The sequence below is a fragment of the Halalkalicoccus tibetensis genome (genome assembly GCF_037996645.1).
GTDB lineage: Archaea > Halobacteriota > Halobacteria > Halobacteriales > Halalkalicoccaceae > Halalkalicoccus > Halalkalicoccus tibetensis.
Genome location: NZ_JBBMXV010000003.1, coordinates 389,885 through 404,685, shown reverse-complemented (window position 1 = coordinate 404,685; position 14,801 = coordinate 389,885). Strand labels below are relative to the sequence as shown.

Annotated in this window: 15 protein-coding genes; 7 read left to right on the top strand and 8 right to left on the bottom strand. The window is 67.7% G+C overall.

Annotated features, from left to right (window positions below; all coding sequences use genetic code 11):
- Nucleotides 1-17: 17 nt before the first annotated feature.
- From ribB to twy1, 3 genes are all read right to left on the bottom strand, one after another.
- Nucleotides 18-680 carry a 3,4-dihydroxy-2-butanone-4-phosphate synthase gene (gene ribB, locus WOA58_RS10615; protein WP_340604170.1) on the bottom strand — a complete coding sequence of 221 codons (663 nt, stop codon included), beginning with the start codon at nt 678-680 and terminating at the stop codon, nt 18-20.
- Nucleotides 677-1,375, bottom strand: a complete 699-nt coding sequence (locus WOA58_RS10610; RefSeq protein ID WP_340604169.1) for a DUF120 domain-containing protein — start codon at nt 1,373-1,375, stop codon at nt 677-679. The genes ribB and WOA58_RS10610 overlap by 4 nt, the downstream gene beginning before the upstream one ends.
- Nucleotides 1,376-1,441: 66 nt before the next feature.
- Complete coding sequence (gene twy1, locus WOA58_RS10605) at nt 1,442-2,410, bottom strand: 4-demethylwyosine synthase TYW1 (protein WP_340604168.1); 969 nt, start codon at nt 2,408-2,410, stop codon at nt 1,442-1,444.
- A 144-nt stretch (nt 2,411-2,554) separates the two neighbouring features.
- On the opposite strand from twy1, the gene WOA58_RS10600 reads away from it, so the two are divergent.
- From WOA58_RS10600 to prf1, 5 genes are all read left to right on the top strand, one after another.
- Entirely contained in the window at nt 2,555-3,178 is a 624-nt protein-coding gene (locus tag WOA58_RS10600) for a MaoC family dehydratase (protein ID WP_340604166.1), read from the top strand.
- A gap of 64 nt (nt 3,179-3,242) precedes the next feature.
- Nucleotides 3,243-3,680 (top strand): HTH domain-containing protein, encoded by a 438-nt coding sequence (locus WOA58_RS10595; protein ID WP_340604165.1) that lies wholly within the window; start codon nt 3,243-3,245, stop codon nt 3,678-3,680.
- A 34-nt stretch (nt 3,681-3,714) separates the two neighbouring features.
- Nucleotides 3,715-5,454, top strand: coding sequence for an arginine--tRNA ligase (gene argS, locus WOA58_RS10590; RefSeq protein ID WP_340604164.1), 1,740 nt, complete (start codon nt 3,715-3,717; stop codon nt 5,452-5,454).
- Between the two features lie 40 nt (nt 5,455-5,494).
- Complete coding sequence (locus WOA58_RS10585) at nt 5,495-5,875, top strand: hypothetical protein (RefSeq protein ID WP_340604163.1); 381 nt, start codon at nt 5,495-5,497, stop codon at nt 5,873-5,875.
- 55 nt (nt 5,876-5,930) lie between these two features.
- Nucleotides 5,931-7,172 (top strand): peptide chain release factor aRF-1, encoded by a 1,242-nt coding sequence (gene prf1, locus WOA58_RS10580; protein WP_340604162.1) that lies wholly within the window; start codon nt 5,931-5,933, stop codon nt 7,170-7,172.
- A 35-nt stretch (nt 7,173-7,207) separates the two neighbouring features.
- Here the strand turns inward: prf1 and WOA58_RS10575 are convergent, their stop codons facing one another.
- Genes WOA58_RS10575 through WOA58_RS10565 form a run of 3 tightly spaced genes read right to left on the bottom strand, consistent with a single transcriptional unit; the run spans nt 7,208 to nt 9,168 of the window.
- A complete protein-coding gene (locus tag WOA58_RS10575) occupies nt 7,208-7,603 on the bottom strand; it encodes a DUF6276 family protein (protein ID WP_340604161.1) in 396 nt (131 codons plus the stop codon).
- A 40-nt stretch (nt 7,604-7,643) separates the two neighbouring features.
- Nucleotides 7,644-8,330: a V-type ATP synthase subunit D gene (locus WOA58_RS10570; protein ID WP_340604160.1), complete on the bottom strand. Its 687-nt coding sequence runs from the start codon at nt 8,328-8,330 to the stop codon at nt 7,644-7,646.
- A gap of 49 nt (nt 8,331-8,379) precedes the next feature.
- Nucleotides 8,380-9,168, bottom strand: coding sequence for a helix-turn-helix transcriptional regulator (locus tag WOA58_RS10565; protein ID WP_340604159.1), 789 nt, complete (start codon nt 9,166-9,168; stop codon nt 8,380-8,382).
- A gap of 176 nt (nt 9,169-9,344) precedes the next feature.
- Between WOA58_RS10565 and WOA58_RS10560 the strand changes: the two genes are divergently transcribed.
- Nucleotides 9,345-10,340, top strand: coding sequence for a DMT family transporter (locus WOA58_RS10560; protein ID WP_340604158.1), 996 nt, complete (start codon nt 9,345-9,347; stop codon nt 10,338-10,340).
- Between the two features lie 71 nt (nt 10,341-10,411).
- Nucleotides 10,412-11,464, top strand: coding sequence for a hypothetical protein (locus WOA58_RS10555; protein WP_340604157.1), 1,053 nt, complete (start codon nt 10,412-10,414; stop codon nt 11,462-11,464).
- 77 nt (nt 11,465-11,541) lie between these two features.
- Here WOA58_RS10555 and WOA58_RS10550 read toward each other — a convergent pair whose 3' ends face one another.
- Together WOA58_RS10550 and WOA58_RS10545 are read right to left on the bottom strand one after the other, a co-directional pair.
- A complete protein-coding gene (locus WOA58_RS10550) occupies nt 11,542-13,032 on the bottom strand; it encodes an ATP synthase subunit B (protein ID WP_340604156.1) in 1,491 nt (496 codons plus the stop codon).
- Entirely contained in the window at nt 13,032-14,795 is a 1,764-nt protein-coding gene (locus WOA58_RS10545) for a V-type ATP synthase subunit A (RefSeq protein WP_340604155.1), read from the bottom strand. The genes WOA58_RS10550 and WOA58_RS10545 overlap by 1 nt, the downstream gene beginning before the upstream one ends.
- Between the last annotated feature and the right edge of the window lie 6 nt (nt 14,796-14,801).

The window sequence follows — 14,801 nt, the reverse complement described above, 5'->3', positions numbered from 1 at the left end:
GCGGTTTCCGGGGGTCGCTATCGGTCGAGGCCGGCGAACAGCTCCCGACCCTCGAGATAGGGGAGGTCGTGGCGCTCGGCGTAGGCCCGCGCGTCGTCCGGCGAGAGCGCCTCTCCCGTGTGGTCGTCGAGCATCTCGCAGACCACGACCGCGGGCGGCAGGTCCGCCGCGTCGGCGAGCGCGACGCCGAACTCCGTGTGGCCCTCGCGCTCCTCGAGGAGGCCCTCGGCGGCCCGAAGCAGGTGGACGTGGCCCGGCGCCCGAAAGGTCTCGGCGAACGCCTCGGGATCGGGGTCCGCGGCGGCCTCCGCGAGCGCGGTGATCGTCAGCGCGCGGTCGGCGTCGGTGATCCCCGTTCGGGTATCGCGATGGTTGACGGTCAACGAGAACGACGAGCGGTCGTCGTAGGCCAGCTCGTGGTCGTTCGCCGCCGGGTGGTCGAGGACGTCCTGGACGAACGGGAGCGAAAGGGCGTCGGCCACGTTCGACGAAAGCGCGACACAGACCAGCCCGCCGGCGTCGTTTCGCATCCGCGCGACGTCCTCGGGATCGACCCCGCCGGCGGGGTAGATCAGGTCGGTCTCGCCCTCGCGGTCGTCGGCGTCGTGGATCAACACCGGGGAGCCCTCGCGGAACGCCTCGATGGCCCGCTGGGCCGAACGCGTCTGTCGCTGGGTCATTTCTCCTCCACGCGGACGGTGATCCGGTCGTCGTCGTCCAGCCCGAGCTCATCGCGTAGTTTGGCGGGCGCGATCACCTCCAGTTGGTCCTCGTCGTGGTGGGTCCGTTCGGGCGCGATGACGTGGGCCCCGTCGTACTCGCCGTCGGCGAGTATCGTCGCCGGATAGCAGACACATGGGCCGTAGGTCCGATCCTCGTCCTCCCAGCCGTCGATGTGGACCGGCTCGAGCGCCTCCAGGGCGGCACGCCGGCGCACGCTCTCTTCGGTCAGGTCCACGTTCAGGGTGCCGGGGAACGGCTCGTAGCCCAGTTTTTCCTCGAACTGGGCCATGTAACCCGGCAGCGAGATGTAGTGTTTGCCCTCGCCCATCCCCCCGGTGACGAACCCCTCGAGGTCGACGCTCGATCGCTCCTCGAACAGCCGCCGGTAGGCGTCGTACTCCGCGCGCAGCGCGCGCTCGCCCTCGCCGGTGACGGCGATCCACTGGCCGTCCGTGACAGTCTCGCGGGCAATCAGGTCGGCCGCCTCGAGCGCCTGCAGGCGCCGCGAGGCGGTCTGGCTCGAGGTCTCGAGCCGGTCCGCGAGCGCGGAACACGAGATCTTCGTTTCCCCCGAGAGCGCGCCGTCGAGTCCCAACTGTCGGAGGGCGGCGAGCTCGTCCTGACCCACGTCTCGGGTCACGGTCCGTGACATACCCACCACTCCGGGAGTTGCCCGTATAAGCGTATCGGATGTGGGATGCGTAACGTATCTGGGATGCTAGTCGGCCGCGAGCGGATCGTCCTCCCAGAACTCGCTGTCCTTCCTGAGCTTCGGCACCCAGGTGTCCTCGTCGCGCGAGAGGAGCGCGACCCGCGAGGCCGGCACGTCGTTGATGTAGTCGTGTTCGGGCATATGTTCTCTCACGTCTTCGGCGAACGCAACGACGTCCTCGTGGTCGGGCATCGCGCTTCGGTCGAGACGGCCCTGTGAGTGGCCGACGTGCATGTAGGCCTTGAGCTCGACGAAATCGGGGTCCGCGCGGTCGTAGAGGGCGGCGTACCAGTCGGGGTCGCGCATGTTCTCGCCGCCGACGAGCGTGGTGCGAAGCACGGTTCGTGTCTCGTCCTTCTCCGCCAGTACGTCGAGCGTGTCGATCAGGCGTTCCCAGGCGTCGTCCTCGACCGCGCGCACGACGTCGTCGAAAGTCGCGCGCTCGGCGGCGTCGACGCTGACGTAGAGCTGCGTGGGGTCACACCGCGAGAGCATCTCGGGATCCGTTCCGTTGGAAACGAGGAAGGTGGTGATTCCTCGATCACTGAAGGCGTCGATGAGTTCGGGGAGATAGGGGTAGAGGGTGGGCTCGCCGTCGAGGCTGATCGCGACGTGGCGCGGTTCCATCGCCTCCTCGAAGACCTCGCGCGGGACCTCGTCGTTGCCGCCGAACCCCGAGAGCAGCTTCTTCTGGAGGCGGAGGCTCGCGTCGACGACGGCCTCGGGATCGTCCCACTCCACGTCGCCCAGTTCGTAGGCGTGGCCCCGGTGATCGCGCCAGCAGAAGACACAGCGCTCGTTGCATTTGACGACGGGCGTCATCTGGATGCAGCGGTGGGACTCGATCCCGTAGAAGGCGTACTTGTAGCACTTGCCCTCGCCCCGCAGCGCGTTCGCGGTCCACCCGCAGGTCTGGGCGGCGGTGTGGTTCTCGCTGTGGTAGTCCGGCGAGGACACCTGCTTGGGCCCGCTCATGGAACCGTCGTTGGACGGGCGGGGTGAAAAGCCCCGCGCTTAGGTTCAATGTACTTAAGGTGCTCGTGGACTATTTGTGACCATGGATCATACCTCGAAGTCCGTGTGTCGCCCGATTCCCGACCGCAGTGTAGGGGAGGGACGATGAGCGGGAGCTCCGACGAGGGGGAGACCCCCGTGACGGAGTTCGTCGACTCCTGGTCTGACGCCTCGAAGCACGCCGTCAACAGCTACGTCGAGGCTAACCGGGCGTTCCTCGCCGGAATGGGGCTCTCCTCGCCGGCCGGAAGCGAGCGAGATCCGGCGCCGATCCCCTCGCTGGCGCACGGCCTTCCCGACTGGACGATGGAGCGCTCGGTCGAGACCCGCGAGGAGCTCGGTGTCGGCGAGTACGTCGAGTTCACCAAGCCGGTGACCGACGCGGACGTCCACGCCTTCGCGCAAGCGAGCGGCGACACCAACCGGCTGCATCTCGACGAGGGGTTCGCCAGCGAGTCGCGCTTCGGCGGGCGGATCGTCCACGGAACCCTGGTCGCCGGGCTGATCAGCGCCGCCCTCGCGCGCCTCCCGGGACTGACGATCTACCTCTCGGAGAACATGGAGTTCAAGGGGCCCGCACGGATCGGCGCCGTGCTGACCGCGCGCTGTGAGATCGTCGAGGACCTCGGGGACGAGAAGTACCGCCTGACCGCGCGGGTGACCGACGCCGACGGCAACGAGCTGATCGACGGCGAGGCGGTCGTCCTCATCGACGAGATGCCCGAGTAGCCCCCGCAGTTTTGTAGTTGGCTGTCCAACAGTATCGTGACCACGTACCGTGGGTGGGGCAGACATGAGCCAACCGAATACGCGACCCGAGCTGACCGTCTACCTCCGGTCGTCGACGCCGTTTCCGGCCCGCGAGCGCCAGGAGGAGGTGATCGAACGGGCCGAGCGCCTGGCCGACGACGAGCTGATCGCCGACCTGCGCGTTCGACACTGGGAGGCCCGGGTCGCCGTCCGGAACGGCGACGACGCCGAGGCGGTGGCCACCTTCGAGGCACTCAAAGAACGGGCCGGGGAGATGGGACACTCCATCGAACCGTTCTTCCAGGAGCACGAGCGGGGCGAGATCCGCGAGATCGTCTTCCCGGTCATCTGTATCGCCGTCCACGTCGAAGAGGAGCTCCGGCGAGTGTTCCCCTGCCGGGACGAGGAGGACGCCTACAGCGTCTGGGACTGTCTGACGGCCCTCGAGACCGACGGCGACCTCGCGGACCTCGACGATTGAAAACGGCTTTATCCGCCGATCCTGAACGGCGGGTATGTTCCTCGCGCTTCGTGCGGACGCCGAAGACGCGCTTTCGGAGGCGCTCTCGGCGCTCTCGCTTCCGACGGCCGAGCTCGCGATCGAAGAGCCCCCCGAAGACGTCGAGGCGGTGCTGGCCTCGAGCGTCGCCTTCCGGCTGGCTGGCGAGGCCGAAAAGGCCCCTGGGGCGGTCGCCGCCGACCTCGTCGACGCGATCGAGGTCGAGGGCTACGAGCTGCTCGCCGGCGCGACCCAGCAGGGCCCGTACGTCAACTTCCACGCGAGCGACGCCTACTACGGGGGGACCCTCGAGGCCGCCCGCGAGGACGGTTATGGCCGGCTTGAACCCACCGGGCGGGAGGTCGTCGTCGAGCACACCAGCGCCAATCCGACGGGGCCGGTCCACGTCGGCCGGGCGCGAAACCCGATCATCGGCGACGCGATCGCCCGCCTGCTCGACTTCGCGGGCAACGACGTCGACCGCCACTACTACGTCAACGACGCCGGCCGGCAGATGGCGGTGTTCACCTGGGCCTACGAGACGTTCGACGAGGACGACCTGCCCGAGCCCGAACGCGAGAAGAGCGACTACGAGCTGGTGCGCTACTACCGGAAGGGCAACCGGGTGCTGGAGGAAGGATCGGAGGAGGAGGTCGAGGCCGCGGAGGCCGAGATCCAGTCGATCATGCAGGGCCTCGAGGAGGGCGACGAGGAGGCCTACGAGCGCGTCGGCAGCGTCGTCGATAGGGTGCTGGGCGGGATGCGCGAGTCCCTCGCTCGCCTGCCAGCCGAGTTCGACGAGTTCGTCAAGGAGACCCGCTTCATCCGGGACGGCAGCACCGACGACCTGGTCGAGCGGCTCAAGGCCCTCGACGAAGCCGTCTACGAGGAGGAGGCCTGGCAGCTCGACCTGCCCGACTTCGAGAAGAACCTCGTCTTCCTGCGCTCGGACGGCACCTCGCTCTACACGACCCGCGACCTGGCCCACCACGAGTGGAAGTTCGATAACTACGACCGCGCCGTCACCGTCCTCGGCGAGGACCACAAGCTCCAGGCCCAGCAGCTCGCGGCGGCGCTCGACCTGCTGGGCAACGACACCGACCGGCTGGATTCGGTCTTTTACTCCTACGTCAACCTCCCCGAAGGGAAGATGAGCACGCGCGCGGGGACGGGGATCGACCTCGACGACCTGCTCGACGAGGCGGTCGCGCGCGCACGAGAGGAGGTCGAGACCCGCATGGACGACCGGATCCGCGACGACGACCTGGACGAGGACGACGTCGAGCGGATCGCCCGCCAGGTCGGGATCGGCGCCGTCCGCTACGACATCGTCTCGAAACAGCCCTCGAAGGCGATCACCTTCGAGTGGGATCGCGCGCTGAACTTCGAGGCCCAGTCGGCGCCCTACGTCCAGTACGTCCACGCACGCACGTGTGGGATCCTCAGCGAGGCCGATCGCGAGCCCGGTGCGGTCGATCCCGCGCTGCTCGAGAGCGAGGAGGAACGCGACCTGATCGAGGTGATCGCCCGGTTCCCTGCCGTGGTCGAGTCCGCCGCCGGCGACCGCCAGCCCCACCAGGTCGCCACCTACACCCGCGAGTTCGCCGAGACGTTCAACGCCTTCTACCGGGAGTGCCAGGTGCTCACCGACGACGAGGCGTTGACCGAGGCTCGCCTCGCGCTCGTGGCGGCCGCCCGCCACACGATCGCGAACGCGCTGTGGGTGCTCGGGGTCGAGGCACCCGAGTCGATGTGAGGCCACAAGACCCTTGACGGCTGTTCACGTATCACGTCCGATGAACCCCGACGATCCGGACGCCGTCCTCGACCGGCTCGGGCGGTGTTCGACCGACGACCCGCGGCTGGTGTCGGTCTACGTCCCCCCGGAGCGGCTCGTCGACGAGGTGATCGTCTTCCTGGGCGACGAGCACGCCGAGGCCGGGGAGCTGTCGGAGGAACGTCGCCAGCACGTCGAGGGGGCGCTCGTCCGGCTGCAGGACCGCCTCACGGAGTACGACACGCCGCCCGAGAACGGGATGGCGCTGTTCTGCGGGCGGGTCGACGACGAGTGGATCGAGGCGACCCTCGAGAGCCCGCCCCGGTCCGTCGGGACGTTTCGGTACAGCTGTGAGGAGATCTTCCTCACGGAGGCGTATCGCGAGCTGCTCGCGGGCTGAGGGCGGACACGGCCGGTCAAAGGGTACTTACCGGTTGGCGGGGCTAGAAACGGTAATGAGTGGTCAGGACATCGAGGAGTCCGACAGGAAGAAATACGAGTTCAGGCGGGTCATCGAGGAGCTCAACGACTTCGAGGGGTCGGGCACCCAGCTGGTGACGATCTACGTTCCCGAGGACAGACAGATCTCCGACGTGGCCGCCCACGTCACCCAGGAGCACAGCGAGGCGTCGAACATCAAGTCAAAGCAGACCCGAACGAACGTCCAGGACGCCCTGACGAGCATCAAGGACCGCCTGAAGTACTACGGCAACTTCCCGCCGGAGAACGGGATGGTGCTGTTCTCGGGCGCGGTCGACTCGGGCGGCGGCCAGACCGAGATGATCACCCGGGTGCTCGAGAGCCCGCCCCAGCCCGTCGAGTCCTTCCGCTATCACTGCGATTCGGACTTCCTGACCGAACCCCTCGAACACATGCTCGCCGACCAGGGCCTGTACGGCCTGGTCGTCCTCGACCGCCGGGAGGCCAACGTCGGCTGGCTCCGGGGCAAGCGCGTCGAACCCGTCAAGAGCGCCTCCTCGCTCGTACCCGGCAAGCAGCGAAAGGGTGGCCAGTCCGCACAGCGCTTCGCCCGGCTCCGCCTCGAGGCCATCGACAACTTCTACCAGGAGGTCGCGGGGATGGCCAACGACCTGTTCGTCCCCGAGCGCCACGACCTCGAGGGTATCCTCGTCGGCGGCCCCTCGCCGACGAAGGACGAGTTCCTCGACGGCGACTACCTCCACCACGAGCTCCAGGACCAGGTGCTGGGCAAGTTCGACGTCTCCTACACCGACGAGTCGGGGCTCTACGACCTGGTCGACGCCGCCGAGGAGGCGCTGGCGGACGCCGAGGTGATGAAGGACAAGAACCAGATGGAGGAGTTCTTCAAACAGCTCCACGACGGCGGGCTCGCGACCTACGGCTTCGAGCCCACCCGCCGGAACCTCGTGATGGGGTCGGTCGACCGGCTGCTGATCAGCGAGGACCTCCGCAAGGACGTCGTCGTCTACGACTGTGGCGACGTCGAGGAGTACGAGGTCGTCGACCAGCGCAACTCGACGCCCGAACACACCTGCGAGGACGGTTCCGAGGCGGAGGTCGTAGAGCGCGAGGACGTGATCGAGCACCTGATCGCGATCGCCGAACAGCGCGGGACCGAGCCCAAGTTCATCTCGACGGACTTCGAGAAGGGCGAGCAGCTCCACGACGCCTTCGGCGGGATCGCGGGCATCCTGCGCTACGAGACCGGCGTCTGACCGGCCACGTTCTTCCTGTCGCCGCCTATTCGAGCCTATTCGAGCAGCTGGACCAGCTGCGGCCGGCGGCGCTCGACGTCGAGCGCGATCGCCAGATCGGGATCGTCGGCTAGGTAGTCGAGCGCCAGAAGCGGGTCGGTCCCCGCGCGCTCGACGCGGGTCACGAGCTCCTCGAGCTCGGCCCGGTAGAGCGCGAGCGACTCACAGAGCGTCACCACGAGCGCCATCGCGAGCGCGGCGTCGGGGTCGTCGGGAAGCGCGTTCGAGAGCTCCGCGACCGATTCGGGGTCGTCGGTCGCGTCGGCTTCGGTCGGCGTAACGGTGAGACAGGTCCGACAGACGGCGACGACCCGGGGCTCGCCGGGGAGATACGCGCCGAGCTCCGGGGCCGGAACGAACAGGGGCTCGCCGCCGCAGGTCGGACAGGACATGTGAGAGAGGGACTCAGAAAGGGGTCAGTCGGCGAGCGGATCAGTCGTCGGCGGGGATCGGCGCGCCCTCGGTGACGTCGGGCTCGTCCTCCTCCTCTTCCTCGCGTTCCTTCTTGTCCTTGATCTTCTTCATGCGGAAGATCTCCTCGCGCTCCTGCTCCTCGAGCTTCTGCTCGATGAACTCCTGGTTATCGTAGAGCGTGGGCAGCAGGGTGAACTCCAGGGCGTTGACGCGGCGTTTGGTCGTCTCGATCTCGTCGAGCATCTTCTTCATCGCCGTCTCGACCTCCGCGACGAGGATGATCGTCTCGAGCAGCTCCTCGTAGGCGTCGGCGGCCTCGTCGATTCGCGCCGAGGAGCCGAGCACGCCGTAGCCCCGCTGGTCGAGGCCCTTCTTGACTCGCGTGGACTCGATCTGTGGAACGACCACGCCCATGATGTTCTTCGACTGGAGCGTGATCTCGGGGTGTTCCTTGAGCGCTTCGGCCGCGCCGCGGATCGCGACGTCGCCCTCCATCGCGCGGGCCATGTCGAGGGTGCGCTGGGCGCGCTCGTAGTCCTGATCGAGGTCCGAACGGACGTCCTGGGCCTGATCGAGGATGTCCATGAACTCCATGATCAGCCCGTCGCGCTTCTTCTCTAAGGTGTCGTGGCCGCGCTCGGAGAGGTCGATGCGATCCTCGATCGCCATCAGGTTCTTCCGAGTCGGTTTGACGTCCTTGGCCATTAGGCGGGGATTGTACGCGAACGCTGTTAATCCTTTTCAGTCGATCGGCCTAGAGCTCGTCGGCCTCGACGGGCGTCGCCGCCTCCCAGTGTTCCTCGTAGACCGATCGCGCCCACGACACCACCTCCGGATCGTCGGTGTCGATCGACGCCTGCAACACGCCGTCGTCGTCGCGCACGAGGAGGAGGACCCGACCGTCGGCGATCGTGATCGCGATCGGGATCTCCTCGGGGTGGCGGCGGATCGTCGCGCCCTCGGCGGCGACGAGCTCGCGCAGGCCGGCCCGCAGCGAGTCGTCCTCCGCGAGCGCGTCGATCGCGGCCCGCGAGAGCACCCCGTCGAAGCGCTGCCGGCCGTCGACGACCCGCTCGCGGACGGTCTCCAAGGTCCCCTCGTTGAACGCGTGCGAGCAGACCTGCACGTCCTCGGCGCGCCCGAGCGCCTCGTTCACGCGTTTCACCGGCGCGCTCGGTCGCGTCCTGCTCGGGACGGTGATCGTCGCGTCGCGAAGCCGCCCGAGGTCGAACGTCATCGACTCGGTCGGGAGCCACTCCATCACCGGCCGCAGCTTCGCCTCGGTCTCGACGATGGCGAGCAGGTCCGTCATCCCCTCGGCGACCATCCTCCCCGTCGCCGTCGCCTCGTACCCGCCGTCGGCCCGCGCGATCCACCGGCGCTCCTCGAGATCCCGCAGGATCCGCCCGAGCGTCGGCTGGGAGGCGCCCGTGGCGTCGGCGAGCTCGCTTCGCGTGTGGAGCCCATCGGCAAGCGCCTCCAGCACAGCGACGCGGTTCGACGACAGGGCGAGGAACTCGATCTCCGCGAGCGCCGACTTCATACACGACCTGGACGACAGCTCCACAAAACGGTTTCGTACCGTGAAACCGTTTCACCGTCCGATATTCCGTCGTGCCGTGTACTTACGTTCACTTAATGAAGTTATTTCTGGACACATATAAACGTATGAGAGGCCTACTTCGAGTCGAGAATGATTCGTTTCGTCGGCAAAGGGAGGTGGGGGCGATAGACTCGACGACCCGCAGCGTCGTCGCCTTCCTCGCGACGGCGGTGTTCTTCGGAGGGACGTTCGTTGCCGCGAAGGCGGGCCTCGAGTACATGCCCCCGCTGCTGTTCGTCGCGATCCGGTTCGACATCGCGGCGATACTGCTGCTCGGCTACGTCGTGCTGGCGCTGCCCCGCGAGCAGTGGCTGCCTGAGTCGCGCGCCGATCTCGCGGGAATCGCCGCCGCCGGCCTGCTGACGGTCGGGCTCGCCAACGCGATGATCTTCATGGGCCAGCAGTACGTCACCAGCGCCGTCGCCTCCGTCATCTTCAGCCTCAGCCCGATCCTGACGCCGGTGTTCGCGGCGGTCCTGCTCTCGGACGAACGCCTCGCGCCGGTCGAGGCCGTCGGGATGGTCGTCGCGCTCGTCGGCGTGGCGGTCGTCATGGAGCTGAACCCCGCGGGCCTGCTCGCGAGCGCCGGGATCGGCCATCTCGTACTGCTGGTCGGCGCGGTCGCGGTCGCGCTGGGCGGCGTGCTCATCCGGCGGGTCGACTCGACGATGCCGAGCACCGTTCGGATCGCCTGGGGGCTGCCGCTCGGCGCGGCGCTCTGTCACCTGCTGGCCGGGCTGCGCGGCGAGCAGCTCTCGGCCATCCAGTGGACCCCCGGCGCGCTGATCGCGCTCGGCTACGTGGCCGTCTTCTCGGGCGTGCTCGCGTACGTCGTCTACTTCGGGCTCATCGACGACATCGGTGCGACCAGGGCGAACCTCGCGTTCTACCTCGTCCCGGTCGTCGCCGCGATCGGCGGCTGGGCGGTGCTGGGCGAGGCGATCACCGCGACGACCGCCGCCGGCTTCCTCGTGGTGTTCGCGGGCTTCGCGATCATCAACTACGAGCAGCTCGCGAGCGGGCTAGCGGCCCGCCTCGGGACGGGTACCGACGACCCGCGCCCGTCGGAGCCATCGAAGCTCCGCGGCCACGCCTGGAACGACCAGGACTGAGGTCGCCCGCGAACGGACGCGTGCCGACGACCGACCCGGGGTCCTTTCCGTTCGGGGATCGGTATCGGGGTATGGGCGAGACGAGCGAGACCCGGGACGGGGACGATCCGCCGGAGTCCCAGCCGGATCCGGGCCTCGGTGAGCGGCTGAACGTCGAGGGGCTCACGCGGTGGATCTACCTCGACGGCCACCGCGGGCTGCTCTCGGGCGGGCTGCTCGTCGTCGTGTTCGTCGTGTCGCTGTTGCTCATCCGGAGCGGACTCATCACCCCTTCCGAGGCGGGCGACGTCACCGAACTCGCCGGCGCGCTGATCGGCGGGATGCTCCCCTTCATCACGGTGGTGCTCGCGATCAACCAGCTGATCCTCTCCGAGGAGTTCGGGACGACGGGGACGTTCTTCGAGCGCCTCGAGGAGACGCGCGAGTACCGACGCGGCATCGAAAACCACACCGGGGTCCGTCCGACTCCGGCCGAGCCCTCGGAGTTCCTCCAGGTCCTGATCGCGAAGAAACGACAGACGGCACTCGGCCTCCGAGAGGTGTGTGCCGACGCCTCGCCCGAGCTCCAAGACGAGATCGACGACTACGTCGAGACCACGGAGCCCAGGGACGAGGCCGCCGTGAAGACCCTAGAGGACGCGACGTTCGGGACGTTCGAAGTCATCGGGGTCATCATCGACTACGACGATCCCTGGCAGCTCCAGGTGATACGCAGGATCCAGGAGAACTACGTCGACGAGCTCTCGGAGGCCGCCGACCGCCAGCTCGACCGCCTCGAGGAGCTGCTCCAGGACGTCCACGTCGCACGCCAGTACTTCAAGACGGTCCACATGCAACAGGAGCTCGCGGACCTCTCGAAGGTGCTGCTCTACGTCGGTTTCCCGACGCTTCTGGGCGGCGGGTTCGTCGTCCTCGCCTACGGCAACCTGCTCGCGCTCGAGTTCCACCCGTACGTCTACGCGGTCGTCGTGAGCGCGACGATCACGGCGCTGTTCAGCCCCTTCGCCGTGCTGATCGTCTACGTGCTCAGGATCGCAACCGTCGCGCGCCGAACCGCCGCGGACTTCGGCCCGTTCGTCCTCCAGCGCGGGCTGCCCGACGACGAGCCGGGCGACGCCGAGTAGCGACGCTCGAGAGTCGAAACAGAAAATGGGGAAAACAGAAGGGAGCGGAGAGCCGGAGGCGACCTGAACGCCGACGACTAGTCGTCGGCTTCGACGCCGACCGCTTCGGGGTCCTCGTCCTCCGTCGCGTCCTCGGGGTAGTACTGCTCGATGAGCTCCTCGTCGATCCGGTTGAGCTCGGTCTTGGGCAGCATGCCCAGCAGCTCCCAGCCCAGATCGAGCGTCTCGTCGATGTCGCGGTTGGTCTCGTAGCCCTGCTGGACGAACTCCTCCTCGAAACGGTCCGCGAAGTCGAGGAACTTGTTGTCCCGCTCGGAGAGGGCCTCGCGGCCGACGATGTTCACCAGGTCGCGCAAGTCCTCGCCCTCCGCGTAGGCGGCGTACATCTGGTCGGAAACGTCGCCGTGGTCCTCGCGGGTGAGGCCCTCGCCGATCCCGTCGTCCATCAGCCGCGAGAGGCTGGGAAGCACGTTCACCGGCGGCTCGATCCCCTGGCTGTTCAGGTCTCGATCCATCACGATCTGGCCCTCGGTGATGTAGCCCGTCAGGTCCGGGATCGGGTGGGTGTCGTCGTCGCCGGGCATCGTCAGGATCGGGATCTGCGTGACCGAGCCCTCACGGCCTTTGATCCGGCCCGCCCGCTCGTAGAGCTGGGCGAGGTCGGTGTACATGTAGCCGGGGTAGCCACGTCGACCCGGGACCTCCTCGCGAGCCGCGCCGATCTCCCGGAGCGCCTCACAGTAGTTGGTCATGTCCGTGAGGATCACGAGCACGTGATAGCCCTTCTCGAAGGCGAGGTATTCTGCCGTGGTGAGCGCGAGTCGCGGGGTGACCTGGCGCTCGACTGCGGGGTCGTCCGCGAGGTTCATGAAGACGACCGAGCGCTCCAGCGCGCCCGTGCGCTCGAAGTCATCGATGAACTCGTTCGCCTCCTCGGCGGTGATCCCCATCGCGCCGAAGATCACCGCGAACTCGCTGCCCTCGTCCTCCTCGCCCTCGCCGAGCTCGCCGCCCTCCTCGCTGCCGGGCTCGTCGGTCGCCTCGTCCTCGGCCGACTCCTCCGGCACGGTCGCCTGCCGCGCGATCTGCAGCGCGAGATCGTTGTGCGGCAGTCCGGACGCCGAGAAGATCGGCAGCTTCTGGCCCCGGACGAGCGTGTTCATGCCGTCGATCGCCGAAACCCCGGTCTGGATGAACTCCTCGGGATACTCCCGGGCATAGGGGTTGATCGCCGCACCGACGATGTCCTGGCGCTCCTCGGGAACGATCTCGGGGCCGCCGTCGATCGGGTTGCCCGAGCCGTCGAGCACCCGCCCGAGGAGGTCCTCGGTGACGGGCATCTTCATCGTCTCGCCGAGGAATCTAACTGAAGCTTTCCGGTCGATCCCGGTTGTGCCCTCGAACACCTGGATCGCGACGATGTCGCTCTCGGATTCGAGCACCTGGCCGCGCTTTACCTCGCCGCCGGGCGTCTCGATCTCGACGATCTCGTCGTAGCCGACGGGCTCGTCGATCTCCGCGAAGACGAGCGGGCCGCTGATCTCGGTGATAGTCTGGTATTCTTTCATCAGTATTTCTCCCTGAGTTCCGCTTCGATGTCTTCCTGGAGCTCCTCGATGTACGCCTCGTAGTCCTCCTGGGTCCCGATCCGGTTGAGCCGCGGGGCGGCGTCGATGGCGGTGATCTCCTCGACGGGCACGCCGGCCTCGAGGGCCGCGAACGCCTCGTCGTTGAAGGTCTTGATCGCCTTCCAGATCAGGTAGCTCTTCTCCGGCGGCGAGAACTGGTCGACGTCGTGGAACGCGTTCTGCTGGAGGAAGCCCTCGCGGAGGTAGCGCGCCACCTCGAGGGTGAGCTGCTGGTCCTCCGGCAGGGCGTCCTTACCGACGAGCTGGACGATCTCCTGGAGCTCGCTCTCCTCGTCGAGGACGTCGACCGCCCACTGGCGGGTCTCGGGCCAGTCGCCCGCGACGTTCTCGATGAACCAGTCGTCGAGCTGGTCCTTGTACAGCGAGTAGGACTCGTTCCAGTTGATCGACGGGAAGTGCCGGCGTTCGGCCAGGTCCGCGTCGAGCGCCCAGAACGTCTTGACGATGCGCAGCGTGTTCTGCGTGACGGGCTCGGAGAAGTCCCCGCCCGGCGGCGAGACGGCGCCGACCGCCGAGATCGAGCCCTGGGTGCCGTTGATGTTGTCGAACAGCCCCGCACGCTCGTAGAACTGCGAGAGGCGCGCGGCGAGGTAGGCCGGATAGCCCTCCTCGCCGGGCATCTCCTCCAGTCGCGAGGAAATCTCGCGCATGGCCTCTGCCCACCGCGAGGTCGAGTCGGCCATCAGCGCGACGTCGTAGCCCATGTCGCGGTAGAACTCCGCGATCGTGATCCCCGTATAGACGCAGGACTCGCGGGCCGCGACGGGCATGTTCGAGGTGTTCGCGATGAGGCAGGTCCGGGCCATCAGCGCGTTGCCCGTCTGGGGGTCCGGCAGGTCCGGGAAGTCGTCGATGACCTCCGTCATCTCGTTGCCCCGCTCGCCACAGCCGATGTAGACGACGATGTCCGCGTCCGAGAACTTCGCGAGCGACTGCTGGGTGACGGTCTTTCCGGAGCCGAAGGGACCCGGGATCGCCGCCGTCCCGCCCTTCGCGAGCGGGAACAGCCCGTCCTGGACGCGCTGGCCGGTCACCAGCGGGCGGTCGGGCGAGCGCTTGTTGGCGGAGGGACGGGCCTCTCGGACCGGCCACTCCTGGCGCATGGCGATCTCTTCACCGGTGTCGAGCTCGGCGACCGTCTCGGTGACGTCGAACTCGCCGGCCTCGATCGCGGTGACCTCGCCGCCCTCCGAGTCGGGCGGCACCATCACCTTGTGGTCGACGCTCGGGGTCTCGGGGACGGTGCCGATGATGTCGCCGGCCTCGACGTCGTCGCCCACGTCCACTTCGGGCGTGAACTCCCAGGTCTCCTCGAGGTCGATGCCCGGCGCGTCGACCCCGCGGTCGAGGAAGGCGCCCATCCGCGACTCGAGGACGTCCAGCGGGCGCTGAACGCCGTCGTAGATGGTGTCGAGCATCCCCGGTCCGAGGTCGACGCTCAGTGGTTCGCCGGTGTTCTGTACTGGGCCGCCGGGGCTGATGCCCGAGGTCTCCTCGTAGACCTGGATCGTCGTGATGTTGCCCTCGATCTCGATGACCTCGCCCATCAGCCCTTCCGCGCCGACGTAGACGACGTCGTTCATTCGGGCGTCGAGGTCGATCGCGGTCACGACGGGACCGCTCACGCTCTCGATCCGACCCTCGCTGACGACGTCGATGTCGGTCTGTGTTGCTTGGCTCATATATCG

Coding starts and splice junctions, on each gene's coding strand:
- ribB (WP_340604170.1), bottom strand. CDS start 680: ATGACCCAGCGACAGACGCGTTCGGCCCAGCGGGCCATCGAGGCGTTC.
- WOA58_RS10610 (WP_340604169.1), bottom strand. CDS start 1,375: ATGTCACGGACCGTGACCCGAGACGTGGGTCAGGACGAGCTCGCCGCC.
- twy1 (WP_340604168.1), bottom strand. CDS start 2,410: ATGAGCGGGCCCAAGCAGGTGTCCTCGCCGGACTACCACAGCGAGAAC.
- WOA58_RS10600 (WP_340604166.1), top strand. CDS start 2,555: ATGAGCGGGAGCTCCGACGAGGGGGAGACCCCCGTGACGGAGTTCGTC.
- WOA58_RS10595 (WP_340604165.1), top strand. CDS start 3,243: ATGAGCCAACCGAATACGCGACCCGAGCTGACCGTCTACCTCCGGTCG.
- argS (WP_340604164.1), top strand. CDS start 3,715: ATGTTCCTCGCGCTTCGTGCGGACGCCGAAGACGCGCTTTCGGAGGCG.
- WOA58_RS10585 (WP_340604163.1), top strand. CDS start 5,495: ATGAACCCCGACGATCCGGACGCCGTCCTCGACCGGCTCGGGCGGTGT.
- prf1 (WP_340604162.1), top strand. CDS start 5,931: ATGAGTGGTCAGGACATCGAGGAGTCCGACAGGAAGAAATACGAGTTC.
- WOA58_RS10575 (WP_340604161.1), bottom strand. CDS start 7,603: ATGTCCTGTCCGACCTGCGGCGGCGAGCCCCTGTTCGTTCCGGCCCCG.
- WOA58_RS10570 (WP_340604160.1), bottom strand. CDS start 8,330: ATGGCCAAGGACGTCAAACCGACTCGGAAGAACCTGATGGCGATCGAG.
- WOA58_RS10565 (WP_340604159.1), bottom strand. CDS start 9,168: ATGAAGTCGGCGCTCGCGGAGATCGAGTTCCTCGCCCTGTCGTCGAAC.
- WOA58_RS10555 (WP_340604157.1), top strand. CDS start 10,412: ATGGGCGAGACGAGCGAGACCCGGGACGGGGACGATCCGCCGGAGTCC.
- WOA58_RS10550 (WP_340604156.1), bottom strand. CDS start 13,032: ATGAAAGAATACCAGACTATCACCGAGATCAGCGGCCCGCTCGTCTTC.
- WOA58_RS10545 (WP_340604155.1), bottom strand. CDS start 14,795: ATGAGCCAAGCAACACAGACCGACATCGACGTCGTCAGCGAGGGTCGG.